This window comes from Pseudomonas sp. A014 (genome assembly GCF_052378495.1).
Lineage (GTDB): Bacteria > Pseudomonadota > Gammaproteobacteria > Pseudomonadales > Pseudomonadaceae > Aquipseudomonas > Aquipseudomonas machongensis.
Map to the genome: position 1 here is coordinate 2,512,617 of NZ_CP199001.1, position 18,885 is coordinate 2,531,501.

Here is an 18,885-nt window from a genome sequence, read left to right on the forward strand (position 1 = left end):
GATTTGACGCTGGCCATTATTGGCCGGGCGAGCGCGTGCGCGCGCAATTTGATTAACTGAGTGTACGAAAAGAGGTCATTGATGAAGATCACAGTTTCCAAGGGGATGGCGATTGCACTCGTGGCATTGTGCAGTGGTTGTAAAACACTGGATCAACGATTGGATGAATGCCAGGCCCACGGTGTAAGCCGGGATGTTTGTTATCAAGCCGAGCGTGATGACATGCGCAGTGAGCGCGAACATGCCGGTGAACGGTTCGACCGTTCGGTACGGGATGCGGAGAACGCCAAGAAACGCCGCAAGCACTCAAACTAATCCAACCATTTGTCGGGGCAACGCAACGTGATCTGGTATAAAAAACTCTTTCTGTTTACAAGTGCACTGATCTTCTTGCTGCTCTGCACGGAATGGTTGCACTTCTCGCACCCTGATCAAGGCGTGCCGTCATCAAGCGATAGTTACGATCAGCCATTCGAGACTGCGCCCCTGGTCAGCGTGCAGATTGCCGGCAAGTATTACAACTTTCTCCTCGACAGCGGCGCCTCGGTGGTGCTCCTGGATAGGCAGTTGGCTCGTCAAGTTACAGTGCCATTGGACACCCGTAAACTTGTCGACAAGACCGTGTATCAGGACCTCCCCAAGCTTCAGGGTACCCGCGGCTCGGTGGATCCTGCCCGGTTCGATCTTGTCGAGCCTGTCGCTCTGAAACTAGGGCCATTCTCGCTGGTAGGCCAGGATGTCTGGGTGGCTACGGACCTATCCTCGCTCAGTGAGGCGATTGGCGTGCAGGTCAGCGGGCTACTGGGTGTAGACACGTTCAGGCAGTTCAGTTGGGAGGTATCCAACGAAAAAAAGGTCATCCAGATTACTCAGCGTCCGCTTGAAGTGGCTGCGTTCGATGAGTGCATCGGCTACTCCGACCAGTTCGGTTCTCAGCCAGGAATTCTGTTGGGTATGGGCGAGCAGCAGGTCTTCATGCCTTTCGATACCGGCGCGTCGACGAGCTATATCGCCAAGGAACTTATCGATCACCTGAGCACCGAGAAGGGCGCTCTCCAGGTAAACCCGGGTATGGACGTTGTCGTCAACGCCGACGGTGTCGCAGAAGTGTCGCGTTATGTGGTCAATGCCGTCACCCTCAAAAACCAGCCGCTGGGCATGATGGAGGTGCACGAAACGCCAGAGCGATACGGCGCCGGTATGGATGTATTGAGTCGATTCAGTCGTTATGCCTTCATTCCTTCGAAGATGATGTTTTGCTACAGCGGGCTTAAGCCGGTTGATCCCTTGCCCCTGGTCTACCGTGATGTGCGGATAAAAGCCCGAGAGGGACAGATTACGCTTGATTACAACACGCTTGAGCAGTTGAGGGAGTCGGGACTGCTCAACGGTGATGTGATCAAGCAGATCAATGGTCATGCTTATCCGCCACGTCAAATAGAGGCGGTGAGAACTCTATTGAAGACGACCCCGCCCGGGAAACTCAAGTTGCACATTCTTCGTAATCATCAGGTTGTGCAGGTCGACTTATAACCCCTGGGCGTGTGGGCATTGGCAGGACAACTGAAAATTTTTTAACAGTTACCTGACCACGGATCATTTGCCCATGTAATACGTGAGTGCTTATCGTGGGGCGTGTGCAATCCCGATCCAGGTGACGCAGCCCGCCCCGAGGAGACAGTAACCCCAGGTGCGGCACCGATAATAACGTCGGTGAGTTATTACCAGCGCAGTGTCGCGCAACAGTCAATGAGTCGTGAGCGGTTAATGAATTACCTGATTCGAAAAGATACTGGTTTACCAAGGGTACAGGGTGCACACCTGGCCAATCTGCATACCTTTCTGATTGCCGCCCGGCACCTGAGTTTTTCCAAGGCAGCCGATGAATTGTTCCTGACCGCAAGCGCTGTAAGCCATCGGATTGCCCGACTGGAAGAAGGGCTGAAGCTGAAGCTGTTTCATCGGTTGCCCCGCCAGGTAAGCCTGACGGCCGACGGCGAGCGGTTCTACCAGATCATGCAGAACACCATGGATGCGCTAGACCAGGCCATGCAGTCACGCGCCGATGAACAGGTGCGTGGGCAACTGAGCCTGTATGTGCGTCCTTCCATCGTGCAGTGCTGGCTGATCCCAAGGCTCGCGGGCTTCGTAGAGCAATACCCTGATGTGCAGCTGGATATCCGCGTGGGTAACGAGCGGGTCGACTATCGCACCCGAAGCGTCGATCTCGTGCTGTGTTACTCCGACGGTGATTACCCAGGGCTTGTGAGCAGCCGAATCATGGCCGAGCGCATTGCGCCGGTCTGCAGCCCCGAATATGCCCGACGTCATGGCCTGGATGGGCGGATGGACGAACTGCAGCGCTGCACCCTGATCCATGACTGCGCCGCCTGGCACAACTCGTCTTTCGACGCCGAGTGGCAACTGTGGCTCAAGGCGGTGGGCAGCGAGGCCCCGTTGAGCTCGCGGTTCCTGACTTTCGACCGTTCCGACCTGTGCATGCTCGCGGCAATCAATCACGCGGGTGTAGCGGTAGGCCGCGAACAGTTGGTCAAGGCCGCTTTGTCCCGCGGTGAACTGATAGCGCCCTGGGGCAGTTTCCAGCCGGCCAACGATTACGCCTACTACTTGGTGCATCCACCCTTGGATCCGCTGCCAAGGCGCATGGAAGTGCTGGTCGACTGGTTGAAGCAGCATGCCTTTGCGTGAGTGGCCAGCCGAACCTTTCCTCGAATTCGATCCAGACGGAGGTAGACCCATGGCTTCAGAAAATATCCTGGCACTTGCGCTGGTCGTGGCGAGCCTTTCGGTCATGTCCGGGCAATCTGCGCCCAAGTCCTCCGCACTTCATGCAGGTGACAAGCCTCGTGCAGCTACCGACGTGGTGGAAGGGGGAGATCACTTTCTGTACTTCGAGTCCGACCAGGCCACTTTGAGCCAGGACGATCTGTACGACCTGCAAGCCTTGGGTTGGCAACTGGCGCAAAACCCAGGTCAGCGGGTGTGCATCAGAGGCCACGCCGATCAGTTCGAGCAGTACGAGCCCAGCGTGGCGATATCGCGTGCCAGGGTGCAGATGGTCAGGTATGTCTTGCTCAAGCAGGGGGTGCAGGCTCAGCAGATCGTCACACGGGCGGTCGGTAATCGCCTGCCTATCGAAACCCGGCCAGATGAGCGTCACCAGCAGGTAAACAGACGTGTGGGCGTGATGTGGTCCGAACCGGGCCGGGGAGTGGCATGCCAATGAGACCGGTTGTCACTGCGGGGTCGGCGTGCACCGGGCTGTTGATCCTTGTACTCATGTACACCGTGGTCGTGTCGCTGCGTCAGGCCGTCATGCCAGAGCAGGACGCTGCCGGTCCCGGGCTGAAAGAGCAGGCCCCTGCGTTGAGCGAGGTCTGCGAGCGCCTGGACGGGCATGCCTTTGCAGCGTTGGGTACACGGGTGACGCGCGATCTGCAACGTATGCTCGCCGAGCAAGTCTACTATCGGCAGCCGCTCGATGGGTGTGTCGGCAGTGCAACGCAACAAGCGCTCTACCGCTATCAGCGTGACAACGGTTTGGCCGCCACGGGTGCAATCAATGCACCTACCCTGACTCATCTGGGGATCCCGGTACCTGCGTGGTTGTTGCACCACAAGGAAGCGCCCGCCACGCCGGATAGCGCTCAGTCGCTCAGCAGCAGCTCGACAACGCCATGAGACCTGCGCAAGCTTCGAGCCCCTGGCGGTTCCGCGTTGCGGTCGCGTTGGTGGTGCTGCTGTCGGCAGTCTTGTGCGTCAGGCTGTTCCAGTTACAGGTCTCGGGCAGCGCCTTCCTGATCCAGCAGGGCGACTCCAGAAGCCTGCGGCATCTCCAGTTGCCGGCGTCCAGAGGCGTGATCACCGATCGCAGGGACCAGCCGCTAGCGGTCAGCACGCAGGTCACCACGCTCTGGGCGGACCCGCGGATGCTGCAATCGCAGCGTACACGCTGGCCGGAACTCGCCAGGCTGTTGGACATGGACCCGGCGAAGCTGAACCGGCAGTTGGACGACAATGCAAAAAAGGCGTTCGTCTACTTGCGCAGACGCCTGCCTCCTGATGAGGCCCAGCGACTACTGGACAGCCTGAAGAACGCGGGCATTCAGGGTGTCGCCGGGCTGGAAGAGTCCCAGCGCTTCTATCCGGCCGGCGCGACAGCCGCGCACATCACCGGCTTCACCGATGATAACGATCAGGGCATCGAAGGTGTCGAGCTGGCATTCGATAGCGCGCTTCAAGGCGTGCCAGGCATCCGCCAGGTGATCAAGAACCGCAAGGGCAATCTCAGTAGCGATCTTGGTACCGTACGTCCCGCGCGGCCTGGCCAGACGCTGAAGCTATCGATCGACATGCGTCTGCAGTATTGGGCCTTTCGCGAACTCAAGCGTGGAATCGAACAAGAGGCCGCAATGGCCGGCTCCGCTGTGGTAATGGACATCCGCTCCGGTGAGTTGCTGGCGCTGGTGAGCTTGCCGACCTACAACCCGAACAATCGCGCATCGTTGCCCCGTGAGGCCATGCGCAATCGTGCACTGACCGATGTCTTCGAGCCGGCGTCGTCGGTAAAGCCATTCGCCATGGCGGCAGCGCTCGAAAGTGGCCGCTGGAAGCCTACGGATACCGTGGACGTAGGTGACGGTACGCTCAAGATCGGCCGTTATACCGTGCGCGATGTATCAAGAAGGCAGGGCAGGGTCCTGGGCTTGAGCGATGTCTTGTTGCGCTCGAGCAACGTCGGCATGAGCAAGATCGCCTTCGATATCGGTGGAGAGCGGGTCCATTCCTTGCTGAGCAGGGTCGGCTTTGGCGTCGATACGCAATTGGGTTTTCCGGGCGAACGGGCCGGAGTCCTGCCTGCGTATCGGGTCTGGAACCCTGCAGAAACCGCCACGCTGTCTTATGGCTATGGCCTGTCGGTCACCGCGGTCCAGCTGGCGAGGGCATACGCAACGCTGGCCAACGAAGGGCAGTTGGTGGAACCGACGCTTGTGGCCCGGCAGCCATCGCAGGGCAGTGCGCAGGTGTTACCTGCCGATGTGGCCAAAGCGATCACCCAGATGCTGACGCGTGTGGTGGAGGCCAATGGTGGCACCTTTCGCGCGCGAGTCCCTGGCTATCAGGTAGCCGGAAAGAGCGGCACCGCCCGGAAGACCGCCGCCGATGCTCGTGGCTATCGAGCCAATGCCTACCAAGGCATCTTCGCCGGATTCGCTCCGGCAAGTGCACCTCGCTTCGTGGTGGTCGTGGTCATCGACGAACCCAGCAAGCGTGGCTATTACGGTGGCCTGGTGGCGGCTCCCGTATTCAGCCGGATCATGGCCGCGGCGCTGCGGTTGAACAATGTCCCTGGCGATGGCTTGCGGCCAGCGGTGCAGTAATGAAGCCCAATCATGTACTCAACGGAGGTAACCATGCCGACGATCGCCCCTGGCGGCAGCGTCAAGACCAACTTCCTGCTTGCTCTGCTCGCATTCATGGCGACAGGCTGCAACCAGCCCGGCGACTCGCGTGATCGGGTAGATCTGGCGCTCAAGCCTGTGTTGAAGGTCGAGACCCGGAACGGACTGGTCGTGCCAGTGACCATCGGCGGTCAACGTTACAGATTCCTGCTGGCGACGGGTTCGAATTTCACCATCCTCGACCAGCGGCTTGCAGATGACGTGGTCTTGGCTATGGCCCCGAGCGAGATACCGGAAATCTACCGTGAGGGCGTAACGACCATCAGAGCCACTCTCGGTAGCGACCGGCTTGGCGTCGCTCATCCCTTGCCATTGCAGATTGGTACGCAGACGGTCATTGGAAGTGATCCGTGGCTGACCTTGGATCTTTCTGCCTATGAGCCGATCATGGGCGTGCGAATCGATGGTCTTCTGGGGATGGATACCTTCAGGCGTTTCAACTGGATCGTCGACAACCTCGAGCAGACGTTGCTCATCGCCCAAGGCACGCCGTCGCTCTCCGACTATGACCACTGCAGCGGCTACAGCGACAGTCACGGCAACTCCCCGACGCTCTGGTTCAACTATTCAGGACAACCTGTACCGCTGCAATTGAACACGCTTCTCGAGGAAAACTCGCTGCCGGAGCAAGCGGCTGAAAAGCTCAGGAGCCTGGGTGGCCGGGTGACGGATCTAGCCATCGAAGGCGGGATGACCGTACCTCTGAATGCCAAACTCTGGGCGGACTTTCGGGTGGACGGGCTGGAGATGGACGACTGGCCCGTGGGTGAGGTGCTCTTCGCCACCTCTACCGATGACGAACAGGGGGTCGGCATGGACTTTCTGGCGCGGTTCGATCGCTATGCCTTGCTGCCGTCCGACATGCTGTTCTGCTTCAACACACGCGCCACCGCTCGACGGTTGTAGATATCGATAGAGCAGCCTATCCACGGTGCATGCTCTGCGCGCATTGCGCCCTGATTATTCACGCTCTTTTCGGAGGCATCCTAAATACAGGATGCCTTGATGTTTCAGAAAATCGACGAACCCAGATTCGGCGTTCAGCGCGTCGCCGTTTATTCATGATGTGCGCGATATCAGGAAGTAAGCGCTATGTTCAAAACTACGGACCTCGGCAACTTGGAAGTCGATGGGGTTTTCTGTATCAGTATCCGGGAGCGTTCAGATCGTCGGTCGCTCTTCAACAGCGAGTTTGCCTGCAGCCAATTACCGATCGAATTCCTGCTGGTAGAACGTGACAGTGAATGCCCGGAACGAGGCTGTTTTACTTCTCATGCAGCCTGCGCCCAGTTAGCGTTGAAGCGGGGTTACCAGCGAGTGCTTATTCTGGAAGACGATGCGACGCTGGTGCCGTTCAAGTTGACTCAGGTGTCCCAAATAAACGCGTTTCTGAGCCGCCATGAGCCAGAGCTTTTCTACTTGGGCGCCAACCTTGGCAAGGTCTGGCTTACCTGGTGTCGGGGAATCGCACGGGTCCGTGCCAAGGGTACGCATGCATACATCTTGTCCCGCGCGGGTTGTGAACGCCTGGTGAGTCATGCCCCCTATGCGGGGGAGGCGATTGACAAGGTTTTCTCGAAGCGATTCAAGGCGTTCATGGCGTTCCCGATGTTAAGTCAGCAGCAGTCGGAAAACCTGGCCCCCAGCGACATCGTCACCTCTCGCTCACTGGATGGAACCTATCCCGATGACGCCTTCTGGAAAGCCAACTGGCGAAGGCAATACATTCAGGTGCTTAAGAATATCGGCAAGACGATGCTGTATCGGGATATGTAGGCCAATGGCCCAGGCGCTGTCGACGACAGCGCCTGGACCATTATCGGGCTGGCTTTCAGAAGTGTGTAGGTGAGAGGTGACGAGCCTTGACTGGTTGGTCGTCATTGGAAATGGTGACTTCCACGCGACGGTTTTGCGCACGGCCAGTGCTATCGGCGTTGTCCGCTACCGGGAAATCCTCACCGTAACCCCTGACCACAATGCGCCGTGGGTCGACCCCTGCGCGCACCAAGGCTGCCTGGACGCTGGTGGCCCGGCGATCGGAGAGCTTCAGGTTGTAAGGCGCAGGGCCTTTGCTGTCGGTGAAGCCTTCAACGATCACCTTGCGCTCGGGATTTTCATTCAGGTACTGCGCGAGACGCTCGATGTTGGCGTGGGCACTGGTCCTGAGCGAAGCCTTATCAAAGGCGAACAGCACATCACCGAAGGTGACCACGGTGCCGCGTCTTGTCTGCTTGGCATTGAGACTTTCGCGCAGCTTTCGAATCTGCACCTCGCGGGCTTCGAGTTTGGCCTGAGCACGCAGGGCGCTGGCATTCCTCAGGTCTGCTTCAGCAACACGCAGTGTCACTGTCTGCCTTGCAACCTCTACCCGCTGGTTACCCAGATAGGCCAGGTGACTGACTTTCTGTTCGTCTTCTCCATCGAGGTAGGCCAGGTCAGCCTGGTCCAGAGCTTGCTCGGCCTCCTTGGTCTCGACGGCGGCGACCTGGCTTGCCTGCGGATCGCTCTGCAGCGTGGCGAGGTTCACACGTGCCTGCTCCAATTGAGCGTTGGGCGCGTGCGAGCAGCCAGCGATAGCGCCCAGTGTCAGCAGGGCGGGGATCAAGATGGTCTTTTGCATGAATGCAGTTCCTTTCAAACACAATAGATAGGGCGCTGTTTAACGGGCGCTGCGCATGGCCTCGCCGAGGACGTCCTGGGCACCGCGCTTGGCGTCGCTTGCCGCCTTCACAGCCTTGGCGGCCTGGGCTTTGCGCTCTGCTACCCTGGCGTCCCATTCAGCTTGCTCGGCAAGCCTGCGGGCCTCGCTGTTGTCAGCAGCGTGCATGGCGATTGCGGCCTGCTTGAGCTTGTCCTGGGCCGCGCGCATCTCGATGGCGGCAAACTCGGTACCCCCTGCGCCGACGGCGGCGTCCACCTGGGACTGGGCGACAGCGTACTGGGCGCTCGGTGAGTCGCTGGCGCAACCTGTGAGCAGGGCGCAATATCCCAATGCCAATATCAATGTGCGCTGCCTGCCGATAAGTACATAGGGCTTTATCATGGCGAATTATTCCTTTACGAGAGTTCAATGTGTGCAGAGGAATCATGCGTGCCGTAAGTTGTAGTTGTTCGGGATTGCTGAAGTTCATCTTGCGCAAAAACTATAAGTACTGCGTGTTAGCGGGTAAATACGTGATATTTGCTCATGCTTGGCGTGATGGTGGTTAAGGCATTGTCGGATGCGCAGGCATCACGCTATCGATGATGAGCGATCATTTGGCAAATTACTGTTGTTTGGGTTTTTATCGGGTGCATCCATGCCCTGTTCGATAATCTGGAGACCTGATGAAGTCTTGCGTGACACCCACGGCGCGTTTTCGCAACCACCTGAGTATGGCCGCCTGCAGCGCCACGCTGTTGATCCTGAGTCAGGCGGTACTTGCCGGCGGCGCTAATGTGTCTGCAAAGGCTTATGTATTGATTGACCCCGATGCGAAACAGGTGCTCGCGCAAAAAGACGGGAATCGGCGATTCGAACCCGCCTCCACCACCAAATTGATGACGGCGCTGCTGGTATTCAAGGCGTTGCGTGCCCAGCACATCGACCTGCAGCAAAAGGTGTTCATCAGTGGTTCTGCCTGGAAACAATCGGGCACGACCATGTACCTTCACGCCGGCATGGAGGTCACCTTGGACGATCTGATCAAAGGCCTTCTGGTGCAATCAGGCAACGACGCGGCCTATGTATTGGCTGAGGTGGTGGGCGGTACTGTCGATCAGTTCGTGATCATGATGAATGCCGAGGCGCAACGCCTGGGTATGCTCGATACCCATTTCATGAACCCTGCTGGCCTGCCTGAAGAGGGCCACCTCAGCAGCGCCGTCGACCTGGGTGCCTTGGCGCTGACGTTGGTGAACGGATTTCCTGAATATGCGCACTATTTCGCGATCAAGGAATATCACTATCCCGGAACGCCGACGGCCAATCGCAAGAATCGTAATCCATTGCTGTTCAGCGATCCGAGCGTGACGGGCATGAAGACGGGCTACACAGCGGCAGCAGGTTACTGTCTGGTGGCGACTGCACAGCGGCGAGTCGATGCCACGCATGAGCGCGGCATGCTGCTGGTGCTGCTGGGGGCCGAGAATGAAAAGCGCAGGGCCGAAGAAGCGGCGGGCCTGATCAGTTGGGGCTATCGCGCCTTCGAGCAGGTGCAGGCAGAGCAAGCCGTGACATCTTTCGATCCCATCAAGGTTTGGAAGGGCATGACCAGTCACGTGGAAATTGGATTGCAGGCGCCGGTCACGCTTTCAGTACCTACCGGACAGCAGGCGGGCCTGAGGAGCGAGGTGGAGTATTTCGAGCCGATCATCGCGCCGGTCGAGCAGGGTCAGCAGGTAGGTGTGGTGCGTTGGAGTCTGCTGGGCGGCCTGATCAGAGCCGAGCCGATCATCGCGCAGCATGCCGTACCCGAGGGCGGATGGTTGAGCCGGACTTGGGGGAGCCTGTGCCTTTGGTTGCGCGGCTTGTTGGAGTGAGGCTCGTGGAATGTTGTTAATGCCGGGGTCGTGTACGCGACGGGTCACCGTAGGCGAGGCGTGATCTGCCCCAATGCTGTAAGGCAACTCGTTGGTGTTTCGCAGCTAATACTCATGTTTTCGACCTGGCGGCCTCGGCTATACGGACGGCGCTAGCTTGAGCGAGGGGCGATATAAGAATCCTCCTATATATTGGAGGGTGGGTGCAGCTCCAATATTTCCAGCCAGTTGAGTCGGGTGGTTGGAATGCTGAGTAAAATTAAATTTGATGTTGACGCTGTTTATTGCATTTCGCTCGACGTGCGAAGCGACAGGCGAGAGTTATTCAGGCGCGGGATCGGTGAGCGACTCGGCCAGCAAGTGATCTTCCACATCGCGCAAAAGGACAGCAACCCACAGCGCGGCTGTTATTTGTCTCATCAGAGACTTGCCCAACAAGCGCTCGATGAAGGTCTCGACAGGATTCTCATCTTTGAGGATGACGCGAAATCCTACGACTTCAAGGCGGGTCGTGTCGCGTGGATAAATCGTTTCATGCGCACGCGACGCTTCGAATCCTTGCACCTGGGTTACAGCATGGGTCGAACGTGGCTGACGTGGTGCCCCTTCATCGCGAGAGGGCGCGTAGTCGCTCTTCATGCCTATGTGCTTTCGCGAGCGGGCTGTGAGATTTTGGCAAAAACTCCCTATGACGGTGTCCCTGTGGACGTGATGTTCAAACAGCGGATCCGGCAACACTGCGTATTTCCGATGATGTTCCGTCAGCATTCCGCTACCCAGGCGAGCAGTGACATCGAGGGCGTGATCAAAAACGAAGACGAATGGTGGGAAAACAATTGGCGAAAGCACTGGCGTTCGCCCATTAAAAACTTCTGGCGCACACTATTGCGGCTTGACTTTTAAGTCGGGTGACGTTGCGTGGATGTCGACAAGCGGCGGTATTTCGGAAATCTCGCTGGCACCGTATTCAACTTGGCAGGGTCATGACTACCTGGCCAGACATGGGCATTTTCGGAAGTAATGCTGGCGCCACTCTTGACTTGATTTTCTATACTTTCGTGAGAACGTACAATGAAGCCGTCCCTGAGAAGATGCACCCTCAACACAAAATCGTTAACGCAGTTCGCCTTGGCCCCCCTGCTGGCCGCATTACCGAGCCACGCAAATGCAGCGAATAACTATAGTGGGTGGGAGCAGGATTATGTTGGCGTACCTGCTGCTCGCGACCTAAAGCTTTTCGGCCGCGGAGTCGACGTAGGTGTCATTGATCGCGGGTTTCTTCCGCAGCACCCTGCTTTTTTCGGGCTGGATATTCGACCACTGATCAACCGTACCATCATCAATGACATGGCGTTTGACTCGGATCTCTCAATTCCGAAGTTTGGTACAGACAAGAAAACCGGACTGCCCACGATTGAAAGTCATGGGGCGAGTGTTAGTGGAATTATCGCATCGCGCACAGAAAGCCTTGGTGAGTTCACATTTGTAGGTGGCGTTGCGCCTGAGTCTCGACTATTCCAAACAGAGGTGGGAGAAGTGGATGAAGACGAGGATGAGTCGGATGACAATGCAGAAGAACCCCCATCCTCCTTGCTGACGCCCGGAAAAGAGGAATACTTTTACGGCGCACTGTCCACACTTCAGCAGAAGGCACCCTCGATTAGAATAATCAGCAATAGTTATAATGATGACACTATTGGCGAGACGCCCGAATCGGTCGATCTGGCGTACTCAAGAATAGACCCCGCCGCTAAGCACCCCTTCATTGACGAACTCGTCAGTGGCGTGAAAAGTGGGCGCCTATTCACATTCGCTGCAGGTAACGAAAGTAACGTTCAACCTGGGTTGCTCGCGACATTGCCTCGATATAGGCCAGAGCTGGAGAGTGGCTTTCTGAGCGTGGTTGCAGTTGGGGCAGACGGAAGGTTGACGGACTATTCAAATGAGTGCGGTGTTTCAAGAGGCTGGTGCTTGGCAGCTCCAGGCGACCTGTATGTGGTGGGCGCGAGCGTGAGCGGCGAGCGTGATGTCGAGTATGTTTATGAGCCGAGTAGTGGAACCTCTTTTTCAACTCCGCTGGTGAGTTCAGGTGCAGCATTGATTGCTGAGCGGTTTCCTTATCTGAGTATGGCGCAGGTAAGAATGACGTTGCTGACGACGGCGTCGGATCTTGGCAGTCCTGGTGTAGACAACGAATTCGGTTGGGGGCTTTTAAACCTGGGAAAAGCAATCAAGGGGCCCGCGATGCTTTTTGCCGATCAAACCGTGACGATGAACCCTAGCGCGCTTCGCTGGAGTAATCGTGATGTCTGGAGTAACGACATAACGTCTGGTGGCACGCTTACCAAAAGCGGTGCAGGTGCTTTGACCCTTGCAGGCAACAACCGTTTTTCTGGTGTAGCTGTAGAGCAGGGCGAGTTGGCGCTTGACGGTACCAACCAGTTCTCTACAACCAGTCATGTTCGCAGTGGGCGGCTGGTCGTGAATGGGGCGTTGACGGGCCCAGGACTGACGGTCGCTGAAAGTGGTGAATTGCGCGGCAGGGGCCAGGTGAATGCACCTACCAGATTGGAGGGTACGCTCGTAGTGGAACGAGAGGTCAGCGCACTATCCTTCACTCGCTCGCTGGAACTGTCGACTACCAGTACCCTCAGGACCACGGACAGTCAAAATGCGGCAATCCGCCTTGAAGGGCCAGCGGCATTCGCTAATCTCGGCGGTCGAATTCAGCTCACCGCTGGGCCTACCCATAGCGTTGGAACCGTACAACCGCTCATCGTTGCGAGCCAAGGTGCAGGTTACGGCGCAGGCTTCGATAGCTTGCAACAAGCCCCGGGACTCGCCGAGCGAGGCATGCGATATGACCTGAGATTCCGCCAGCACGCTGTCGATTTGATTTTGGCATCGACAGAGCTGCCCGGCCAAAAAGACTTGAGAGGAAATACGGCGAGAACTGCAAGTGCGCTAAACGCGTTACGAGATCGACCTATCGCGCTGCGTGCGGGGGATTATAACGAATGGCTTCAAAGCACTTTATCGAGAGGCTATCTCGACGACCTGCCTCGCAACGCGGGGGGTCAGGTCTATGCCGACAGTTTAGCGTACTTGAGTCGGCAACCTATCGCAGTAAGCAATGCAATGTCTTCCGAACTTTCCAATGTCTCTCCTGGCCAGACGACTCGATTGTGGATGCAAGGCCTCACCTCTGGACAGCGCAATGAGGGTGGCTCGAGTGCCAGTAACAGCAGGGAGCGAAGCGACGGCGTCGCAATTGGCATCATCCAAAAATTCGATGAGCGAAATCAAGGTGGGGCTACGTTAGCCCAGACCAAAGGGCGCGTGAGCAGCGCTGGTGGAAAAGTTGAATTTGATATCACTCAGCTTTCTGTCGGTTTCATTCATGCTTTCGACAGCCTGCAGCAAGGCCCCTACCTGAGCGGTATCCTCGGGGCCGGTTATTTTGATGCTAAGAGTAAAAGGGATCTGACCGGGTTCACGAGTGCAAAAGGGGACAGCAATGGCCAGCTCTATCATGCGAGCATCAACGTTGGGTACCAGCAGCGGTATGCAGACTGGCGTATCGAGCCCAGGGTCGGGTTGGTGGCAACACATACACAATGGAGCGATAGGCGAGAAAAGAACAGCGAGCTGGCGCTGGGCGTGAACAAAGCGAGTAAGGATGCTACCTTCGCTACCGTTGAACTGAGTATTGGGCGCGGCATACCCATGGGCAGTTGGTCAGTCGAGCCTGAGCTTAACCTTGGCTACCACCGTTCTTTGAGTTCACGAGGGGCAAGCAGCACCGCTACCCTTGAAGGCATTGAGGTGAAACAGAACTCGGCCGAACAGTCTCGCGACCTTTTAAGTGCAGGCTTGGCCGTGCGTGCGCGTCACGGAAGTGTACACGCGAGTTTGGCGCTCAAAGAAACCCTCGGAGAAAAGATCGGAAACAGTGCTGGAGCTACGCTTAAATTAAGTTACGAGTTCTGATGCAAGATATATCGTTCTTGACGTGCGCTTCAACTGCTCGTGCGGCTTTTGGAGGGCATGATATACATATTGATGATGTGCTCTCGGTTATCGGGGGTGCTGTAGTATGTGACTAAAACAACTTCCTTTAGTGATCGGTGCGAGTATGGCCTGCTTGGCCCTATCTGCCTGTAATGATAGTGGCAATGAACGAAAAGACATTAGTGCGTCATTGGCGGCTCAAGATAAGGCCGCTTACATGTGTGAAGGCATGGAGGTGGATGTAACCTTCATTGGAGAGGACGCTGCAAACGTTTTCGTCGGTGGCAAACTTTTCACTCTGGAAGAAGAGCGCACAGCTTCAGGGGCCAAATATTCCGACGGAAAAGGGAACAGTTTATGGACGGAGGGCGAAGTTGAAGCGTTACTGAAATTGAGTGGGCAAGGAGTTCGTAAATGCACTGCTGTACTTTAGGGGTTCTCCGATCAAGTCAGCACCTTTTCGGCATCCCTAAGCCACCCATTTCCGGCTGATGGGCAACGTGTTCGGAGTTTTCCTAGAAAATCGCCAACCCTGTGCTTTGCAAGTCTTGACATTGCCCTAGTTGAGTGGGTGCTGATACATTCATGACTGTTGATCAACTATCTATTGAGTCGCTATGTTTGATTGGGAAAGCCTCCGATATTTTATCGCTTTCGTTCGAGAAGGATCATTGGCAGCAGCAGCTCGGTCTTTAGGTGTCGAGCATGCCACGGTTGCAAGAAGGATCTCTGCCCTCGAAACCGCATTGAACATGAAGCTTGTCGACCGGAGAGCGCGCATGTACGCACTCACCGAGGACGGCCTCCGAGTGGGCGAGTATGCAGCGCTGATGGAGTCGGCATCGTTCGCGCTGGAACGCTTTGTCGATGGCGAGGAGTGTCGAGTGGAAGGTGAGGTCGTTTTGTCAGCGCCTCCTGCCTACCTAGGCACTCTGGTCGCTCGCAGATTGGGGGAGCTACGTGAGCGTCATCCTCGACTTCAGATCAGGTTGGTGGGAGCAAAATCGACTGCGTCCTTGGCGAGAAAAGAAACGGATATCGCGATCACTTTCAATCGACCTGAAGAGCGAAGTGTTGTTGCCAAAAACCTGGGAACATTGTGCTTTTACCCTTGTGCAAGCGAGGCCTACTTGGCGAAGCGATCTCCTGAATACTTCGAGTTCATTGGCTATGACCAAAGCATGGTGGAGTCAACACAGCAGAGATGGCTTATGGATCATCTCGATGGTCGGGAGCTTTCGGTGACCAGCAACGACTTGCGGATCCAGGCACTCGCAGCAGTTGGGGGAGCGGGAGTGGTTTACCTGCCGCACTTCTTGGCTGCCGAGTATGGGCTTGTGAGAGCTGACAAGGATATCCCTGCCCTTGAGCTTCCAATTTGGCTCGCTTTTCACGAGGACTTGCGAAACTCAGTGAAGATCAGAGTGGTACTCGACTTCCTCATTGAAGGCTTGGCAAAAACCACATCAATGTGAATTTTTTCACACCCCGTTTGCGCCTCCAGCGAATGGGCGTCCATCAGTCCTCTGATTAATCTGGCCCGCAACCAGTTACCAGAGAGACCTCGCTCATGAACAGCACAACACCCCAACAGGGGACACTCGCTGTGTATCGAACAGCATGGATCGTCACCGCGATTTTTATCCTCTCCAACGCCGCTACTCCGCTCTACAGCATCTGGCAGCAGACCTTAGGCTTTACGTCTGGAACCCTGGCCGTGATTTTCGCCTGCTACATCATCGGACTGCTGTTCACTCTGACGGTGGCAGGACAGCTATCCGACCACTACGGACGCAAAGCTCTGCTGCTGCCCTGCATCGGCTTGGCAATCATCGGCGCTATCCTGTTCCACCAGGCGGAAAGCATTGGTGCCCTCATGGCGGCTCGCTTCCTCACCGGTATATCTGTTGGATTGGTGGTATCCGGAGGTATGGCCAACGTCGTTGAGCACGCTCAACCGCACCGAAAGCACTTTGCTTCGTTGATGGCGTCTGTGGCGATGGTTACCGGTGCAGGTGCAGGGCCGTTACTGGCTGGCATCGTCGCGCAGTATTTCGCCACTCCCATTCACACGGTCTTTGAGATTGAGATCGCTCTTCTTTGCCTGGCGTTTTTTGCTCTTTTAGGCCAAAAAAACCGCAAGCTGGGGGTTGGTTCGTTCAAGCTGCGCTTACCAACCGTTCCGAAAGAGAGCGTAGGTATCGTGCTGCTGGGCATCGCTTTCTTTGGGCCCGGCCTCACATCTACTTCGTTCATCCTTTCCTTGGGCCCGAAGCTGATCGCCACGTTCATGGGAATGAGCAGTCCGTTGATTACCGGCTGCATGGCATTCTTCATGTTCATTGTCGCGGTAGGTGTCCAGTTCGCAGCCAAACGATTTGGCCATCGCACGATCTTCATCATTAGCGGGGCGGCCACGATTGCGTCGATGAGTAGCGTCTGGATCGCCATGGAAATGAACTCTGTGTCCTGGCTGATTGCTTCAGCCCTCTTCGCCGGAGCAGGACAAGGGCTAGGCCAATTGGGTGGCCTCACACTTATCGCAGACAATGTCCGCAGCGAGCGGAGGGCTGAAGCCAATGCGATTTTCAATATGGGTGGGTACATTCCAGCTGGAACAATTCCAGTGGTCACCGGCTACTTGATCGACTTCTTCGGATTGTCCACGGGTATCACGACATTGGTAGCCATCATCGGATCCTTGGGATGCTTGGCCCTTATCCATGTCCACTGGCGAAGCCACACTAGCACCGGGCAGCTTGAGATAGAGCCTAATAAATGTCGTGGCAAGTAGAGCAAGCGTCGAGATATTTGGATTCCATCAAGGTCTGGAAGGATATGACCAGTCGCGTGGAAATTGGGTTGCAGACCCCGGTCACGCTTGCAGTACTTACGGGCAGCATGCCGTACCCGAGGGCGGATGGCTGAGCCGGGCGTGGGGGTTCTGTGCCTTTGGTTGCGTGGCTTCTTGAGGTGATGCTAGCGGCATGCTGACGCCGCAGCCATGTGTGCTCCCTCTCACAGTCGTCGACACTTGATTTGACGTAACCCTGTCAGGCAACTAGCTTTCCATGCCTACTTCCTCCGATGCGCTGCGTCTGGGCGATAACACTGACAAGGACTGTTGCGTCATGACCATTTCCCTCAAGCACGGGCTTGCGGCATTGCTCTGCTGCGGTGCAGTTACTGCACAAGCCGAACCTTCCTCGGTCGGCGACTACTGGCTCATCCACCAGCAAGGCGGCATGTACAAGAACGAAGCCTTCGTCGTCGATGGCGAGCCTGCCAATATCTTCCAGCGCCCGGGCGGTATCCGTTCGCTTGGGGTATTCAGGCTTTACGAAGAGGGCGCCAAGCCGACCATGACCGCCTATGACGTCGAGGTCGATTGCGCCAAAAATCGTGTGCGCCTCAAGGGTGCGCAGAACGTCGACAAGTTCTACAACGATATCCGGCCGGTGAAGGTCTCCACTCAGTGGCAGAAGAAGCCCGAGACGTGGTTGGCGCAGAGCCGTGACTTTCTTTGCCAGCCAAGCCAGCGCCAGGCCAAGTTCATGATTCCGATGGGCAAGATGCTGCCCACCCAGATGGTGGCGACCGCTCCAGGCCTGTTCCAGTTGCGTAACCGAGAGCATGGCAGGGACCTCATCCTGAAGATGGTCGATCAGGCCTTCGACCAGATGCCCGCCCGGAATGCACCTGCCAAGGAGGTGGTGCGATGAAAACACTGCTCTCGCTGATGATCACCGCACTGCTGCTCGGCGGCTGCTCTGCCATTCCGACCCTGCCCGAAGCCCAGGCCCGCAGTTACTGGAAGAACCGCCCGGTGGCCCAGGCAGTCGATCACTTCGGTACACCCAGCGAGATCGCGCTGGCACCGGAGAAGGACTGGGTGGTGCTGATCTATCGCCGCGACACCTCTTATGTGTCGCGTGAAGCGCTGGGTACCTACACCGGTCCGCAGAACGGCCAACTGGTGCATACCGAGTATTGGGGCGATGTGGTCAACTCGGCCAGCTGTGAAATCCGCGTGGCGGTCAATCGGGCCAGGCAGGTGGACTACCTGCTGACTCGGGGTCGCTGTGGTGGCATCAAGCTCACCCCCAGCGCCTGAGCAAGCTGGCTCGGGCCGCTCAGACCTGCTGCCTGAGCCGTTTCAACTGCTTCCTGGAACAAGCTTGATGAGAAATTCCCTGCCAGCTTCATCAGGCTGGCAGGGAATGGCCCCATCAGGCGGCCCGCTGCTCGCCCTTGAGCAACTTTTTCTGGGTTTCCATGGTTTGCCCGAGCTGTTCCAGCATGTCTTTGCCAAGGAGTTTTTTGGCGGTCGGGAAGAGCTCGCCTTCTTCTTCCTCGATGTGATGCTCCAGCAGCTCTTTCATGACCTTGACCCGACCGGCAAACTCAACGGTACCGGTGTCGGTGCCGAGAAGGTCAGGGATGACGAGGGAGTCGACAGTGCGGTGCTCCTCCTTGGCCTCGTAGTACATCTTCGCTTCTTCCTTGCCCCCGGCTTCCTTGATGGCCGGGTAGAGGATTTCCTCCTCGAGCGCCGTGTGAATCTGCAATTCCTGCTCGATTCTCTGCAGTAGCTCGGCACGTTTTTTCACGGCTCGCTCTGTGGTGGCGGACAGTTCTTCAAGAAGCTTCTTCACCAGCTTGTGATCCTGAATCAGCAAATCGATAGCGTTCATGGCGTTACCTCATCACGGGTTGAGAATACAAAACTTGCCTGGGGTTGAGTCACGGCGAAGCGGCGGGGTTCAACGTTCACGATGGGTGGCATCAGCGATCCGGGCACAGATCAGCGATGACCAGCGCTGCCCGATTAACAGCCAGGTGGATAAGGTCTTGTGATGGGTTGCCAAGT

At 56.9% G+C, this 18,885-nt stretch carries 19 protein-coding genes; 16 read left to right on the forward strand and 3 right to left on the reverse strand.

All coding sequences use genetic code 11. The features are described 5' to 3' along the window. Positions 1 to 81: 81 nt before the first annotated feature. From ACTYOL_RS11445 to ACTYOL_RS11480, 8 genes are all read left to right on the forward strand, one after another. Entirely contained in the window at positions 82 to 315 is a 234-nt protein-coding gene (locus ACTYOL_RS11445) for a hypothetical protein (protein ID WP_200602585.1), read from the forward strand. Positions 316 to 342: 27 nt separating this feature from the next. Continuing rightward, complete coding sequence (locus tag ACTYOL_RS11450; RefSeq protein ID WP_444757948.1) at positions 343 to 1,533, forward strand: aspartyl protease family protein; 1,191 nt, start codon at positions 343 to 345, stop codon at positions 1,531 to 1,533. A 234-nt stretch (positions 1,534 to 1,767) separates the two neighbouring features. Then, a complete protein-coding gene (dsdC, locus tag ACTYOL_RS11455) occupies positions 1,768 to 2,709 on the forward strand; it encodes a DNA-binding transcriptional regulator DsdC (RefSeq protein ID WP_200602583.1) in 942 nt (313 codons plus the stop codon). Positions 2,710 to 2,758: 49 nt separating this feature from the next. Beyond that, positions 2,759 to 3,247: an OmpA family protein gene (locus ACTYOL_RS11460; RefSeq protein ID WP_444757949.1), complete on the forward strand. Its 489-nt coding sequence runs from the start codon at positions 2,759 to 2,761 to the stop codon at positions 3,245 to 3,247. Continuing rightward, positions 3,244 to 3,702 (forward strand): peptidoglycan-binding domain-containing protein, encoded by a 459-nt coding sequence (locus ACTYOL_RS11465; RefSeq protein WP_444757950.1) that lies wholly within the window; start codon positions 3,244 to 3,246, stop codon positions 3,700 to 3,702. The genes ACTYOL_RS11460 and ACTYOL_RS11465 overlap by 4 nt, the downstream gene beginning before the upstream one ends. Next, positions 3,699 to 5,402, forward strand: a complete 1,704-nt coding sequence (locus tag ACTYOL_RS11470; protein WP_444757951.1) for a peptidoglycan D,D-transpeptidase FtsI family protein — start codon at positions 3,699 to 3,701, stop codon at positions 5,400 to 5,402. Before ACTYOL_RS11465 ends, ACTYOL_RS11470 begins: the two co-directional genes overlap by 4 nt. 33 nt (positions 5,403 to 5,435) lie before the next feature. Further along, complete coding sequence (locus ACTYOL_RS11475) at positions 5,436 to 6,389, forward strand: retropepsin-like aspartic protease (RefSeq protein ID WP_444757952.1); 954 nt, start codon at positions 5,436 to 5,438, stop codon at positions 6,387 to 6,389. Positions 6,390 to 6,575: 186 nt separating this feature from the next. Continuing rightward, a complete protein-coding gene (locus ACTYOL_RS11480; protein WP_444757953.1) occupies positions 6,576 to 7,259 on the forward strand; it encodes a glycosyltransferase family 25 protein in 684 nt (227 codons plus the stop codon). A 55-nt stretch (positions 7,260 to 7,314) separates the two neighbouring features. Here the strand turns inward: ACTYOL_RS11480 and ACTYOL_RS11485 are convergent, their stop codons facing one another. Together ACTYOL_RS11485 and ACTYOL_RS11490 are read right to left on the reverse strand one after the other, a co-directional pair. Next, the gene (locus ACTYOL_RS11485; protein WP_444757954.1) at positions 7,315 to 8,103 is read right to left on the reverse strand and encodes an OmpA family protein; all 789 of its coding nucleotides are present in this window, start codon (positions 8,101 to 8,103) and stop codon (positions 7,315 to 7,317) included. 39 nt (positions 8,104 to 8,142) lie between these two features. Continuing rightward, positions 8,143 to 8,526 carry a DUF4398 domain-containing protein gene (locus ACTYOL_RS11490; RefSeq protein ID WP_200602578.1) on the reverse strand — a complete coding sequence of 128 codons (384 nt, stop codon included), beginning with the start codon at positions 8,524 to 8,526 and terminating at the stop codon, positions 8,143 to 8,145. A 284-nt stretch (positions 8,527 to 8,810) separates the two neighbouring features. Between ACTYOL_RS11490 and ACTYOL_RS11495 the strand changes: the two genes are divergently transcribed. From ACTYOL_RS11495 to ACTYOL_RS11530, 8 genes are all read left to right on the forward strand, one after another. After that, positions 8,811 to 10,004: a D-alanyl-D-alanine carboxypeptidase family protein gene (locus ACTYOL_RS11495; RefSeq protein WP_444757955.1), complete on the forward strand. Its 1,194-nt coding sequence runs from the start codon at positions 8,811 to 8,813 to the stop codon at positions 10,002 to 10,004. Positions 10,005 to 10,253: 249 nt separating this feature from the next. Further along, complete coding sequence (locus ACTYOL_RS11500; protein WP_200602648.1) at positions 10,254 to 10,907, forward strand: glycosyltransferase family 25 protein; 654 nt, start codon at positions 10,254 to 10,256, stop codon at positions 10,905 to 10,907. Positions 10,908 to 11,075: 168 nt separating this feature from the next. Continuing rightward, positions 11,076 to 13,994 (forward strand): S8 family serine peptidase, encoded by a 2,919-nt coding sequence (locus ACTYOL_RS11505; RefSeq protein ID WP_444757956.1) that lies wholly within the window; start codon positions 11,076 to 11,078, stop codon positions 13,992 to 13,994. Positions 13,995 to 14,232: 238 nt separating this feature from the next. Then, positions 14,233 to 14,448 (forward strand): MliC family protein, encoded by a 216-nt coding sequence (locus tag ACTYOL_RS11510; protein WP_444758147.1) that lies wholly within the window; start codon positions 14,233 to 14,235, stop codon positions 14,446 to 14,448. A gap of 184 nt (positions 14,449 to 14,632) precedes the next feature. Then, entirely contained in the window at positions 14,633 to 15,490 is an 858-nt protein-coding gene (locus tag ACTYOL_RS11515; RefSeq protein ID WP_200602574.1) for a LysR family transcriptional regulator, read from the forward strand. Positions 15,491 to 15,585: 95 nt separating this feature from the next. Continuing rightward, positions 15,586 to 16,809 (forward strand): MFS transporter, encoded by a 1,224-nt coding sequence (locus tag ACTYOL_RS11520; protein WP_200602573.1) that lies wholly within the window; start codon positions 15,586 to 15,588, stop codon positions 16,807 to 16,809. 337 nt (positions 16,810 to 17,146) lie between these two features. Then, complete coding sequence (locus tag ACTYOL_RS11525; protein ID WP_054893721.1) at positions 17,147 to 17,737, forward strand: hypothetical protein; 591 nt, start codon at positions 17,147 to 17,149, stop codon at positions 17,735 to 17,737. Next, a complete protein-coding gene (locus ACTYOL_RS11530; protein ID WP_153774687.1) occupies positions 17,734 to 18,129 on the forward strand; it encodes a hypothetical protein in 396 nt (131 codons plus the stop codon). The genes ACTYOL_RS11525 and ACTYOL_RS11530 overlap by 4 nt, the downstream gene beginning before the upstream one ends. A 115-nt stretch (positions 18,130 to 18,244) precedes the next feature. Here the strand turns inward: ACTYOL_RS11530 and ACTYOL_RS11535 are convergent, their stop codons facing one another. Then, complete coding sequence (locus tag ACTYOL_RS11535) at positions 18,245 to 18,709, reverse strand: hemerythrin domain-containing protein (protein WP_054893723.1); 465 nt, start codon at positions 18,707 to 18,709, stop codon at positions 18,245 to 18,247. Positions 18,710 to 18,885: the final 176 nt, after the last annotated feature.

Coding starts and splice junctions, on each gene's coding strand:
- ACTYOL_RS11445 (WP_200602585.1), top strand. CDS start 82: ATGAAGATCACAGTTTCCAAGGGGATGGCGATTGCACTCGTGGCATTG.
- dsdC (WP_200602583.1), top strand. CDS start 1,768: ATGAATTACCTGATTCGAAAAGATACTGGTTTACCAAGGGTACAGGGT.
- ACTYOL_RS11460 (WP_444757949.1), top strand. CDS start 2,759: ATGGCTTCAGAAAATATCCTGGCACTTGCGCTGGTCGTGGCGAGCCTT.
- ACTYOL_RS11465 (WP_444757950.1), top strand. CDS start 3,244: ATGAGACCGGTTGTCACTGCGGGGTCGGCGTGCACCGGGCTGTTGATC.
- ACTYOL_RS11470 (WP_444757951.1), top strand. CDS start 3,699: ATGAGACCTGCGCAAGCTTCGAGCCCCTGGCGGTTCCGCGTTGCGGTC.
- ACTYOL_RS11475 (WP_444757952.1), top strand. CDS start 5,436: ATGCCGACGATCGCCCCTGGCGGCAGCGTCAAGACCAACTTCCTGCTT.
- ACTYOL_RS11480 (WP_444757953.1), top strand. CDS start 6,576: ATGTTCAAAACTACGGACCTCGGCAACTTGGAAGTCGATGGGGTTTTC.
- ACTYOL_RS11485 (WP_444757954.1), bottom strand. CDS start 8,103: ATGCAAAAGACCATCTTGATCCCCGCCCTGCTGACACTGGGCGCTATC.
- ACTYOL_RS11490 (WP_200602578.1), bottom strand. CDS start 8,526: ATGATAAAGCCCTATGTACTTATCGGCAGGCAGCGCACATTGATATTG.
- ACTYOL_RS11495 (WP_444757955.1), top strand. CDS start 8,811: ATGAAGTCTTGCGTGACACCCACGGCGCGTTTTCGCAACCACCTGAGT.
- ACTYOL_RS11505 (WP_444757956.1), top strand. CDS start 11,076: ATGAAGCCGTCCCTGAGAAGATGCACCCTCAACACAAAATCGTTAACG.
- ACTYOL_RS11510 (WP_444758147.1), top strand. CDS start 14,233: ATGTGTGAAGGCATGGAGGTGGATGTAACCTTCATTGGAGAGGACGCT.
- ACTYOL_RS11515 (WP_200602574.1), top strand. CDS start 14,633: ATGTTTGATTGGGAAAGCCTCCGATATTTTATCGCTTTCGTTCGAGAA.
- ACTYOL_RS11520 (WP_200602573.1), top strand. CDS start 15,586: ATGAACAGCACAACACCCCAACAGGGGACACTCGCTGTGTATCGAACA.
- ACTYOL_RS11525 (WP_054893721.1), top strand. CDS start 17,147: ATGACCATTTCCCTCAAGCACGGGCTTGCGGCATTGCTCTGCTGCGGT.
- ACTYOL_RS11530 (WP_153774687.1), top strand. CDS start 17,734: ATGAAAACACTGCTCTCGCTGATGATCACCGCACTGCTGCTCGGCGGC.
- ACTYOL_RS11535 (WP_054893723.1), bottom strand. CDS start 18,709: ATGAACGCTATCGATTTGCTGATTCAGGATCACAAGCTGGTGAAGAAG.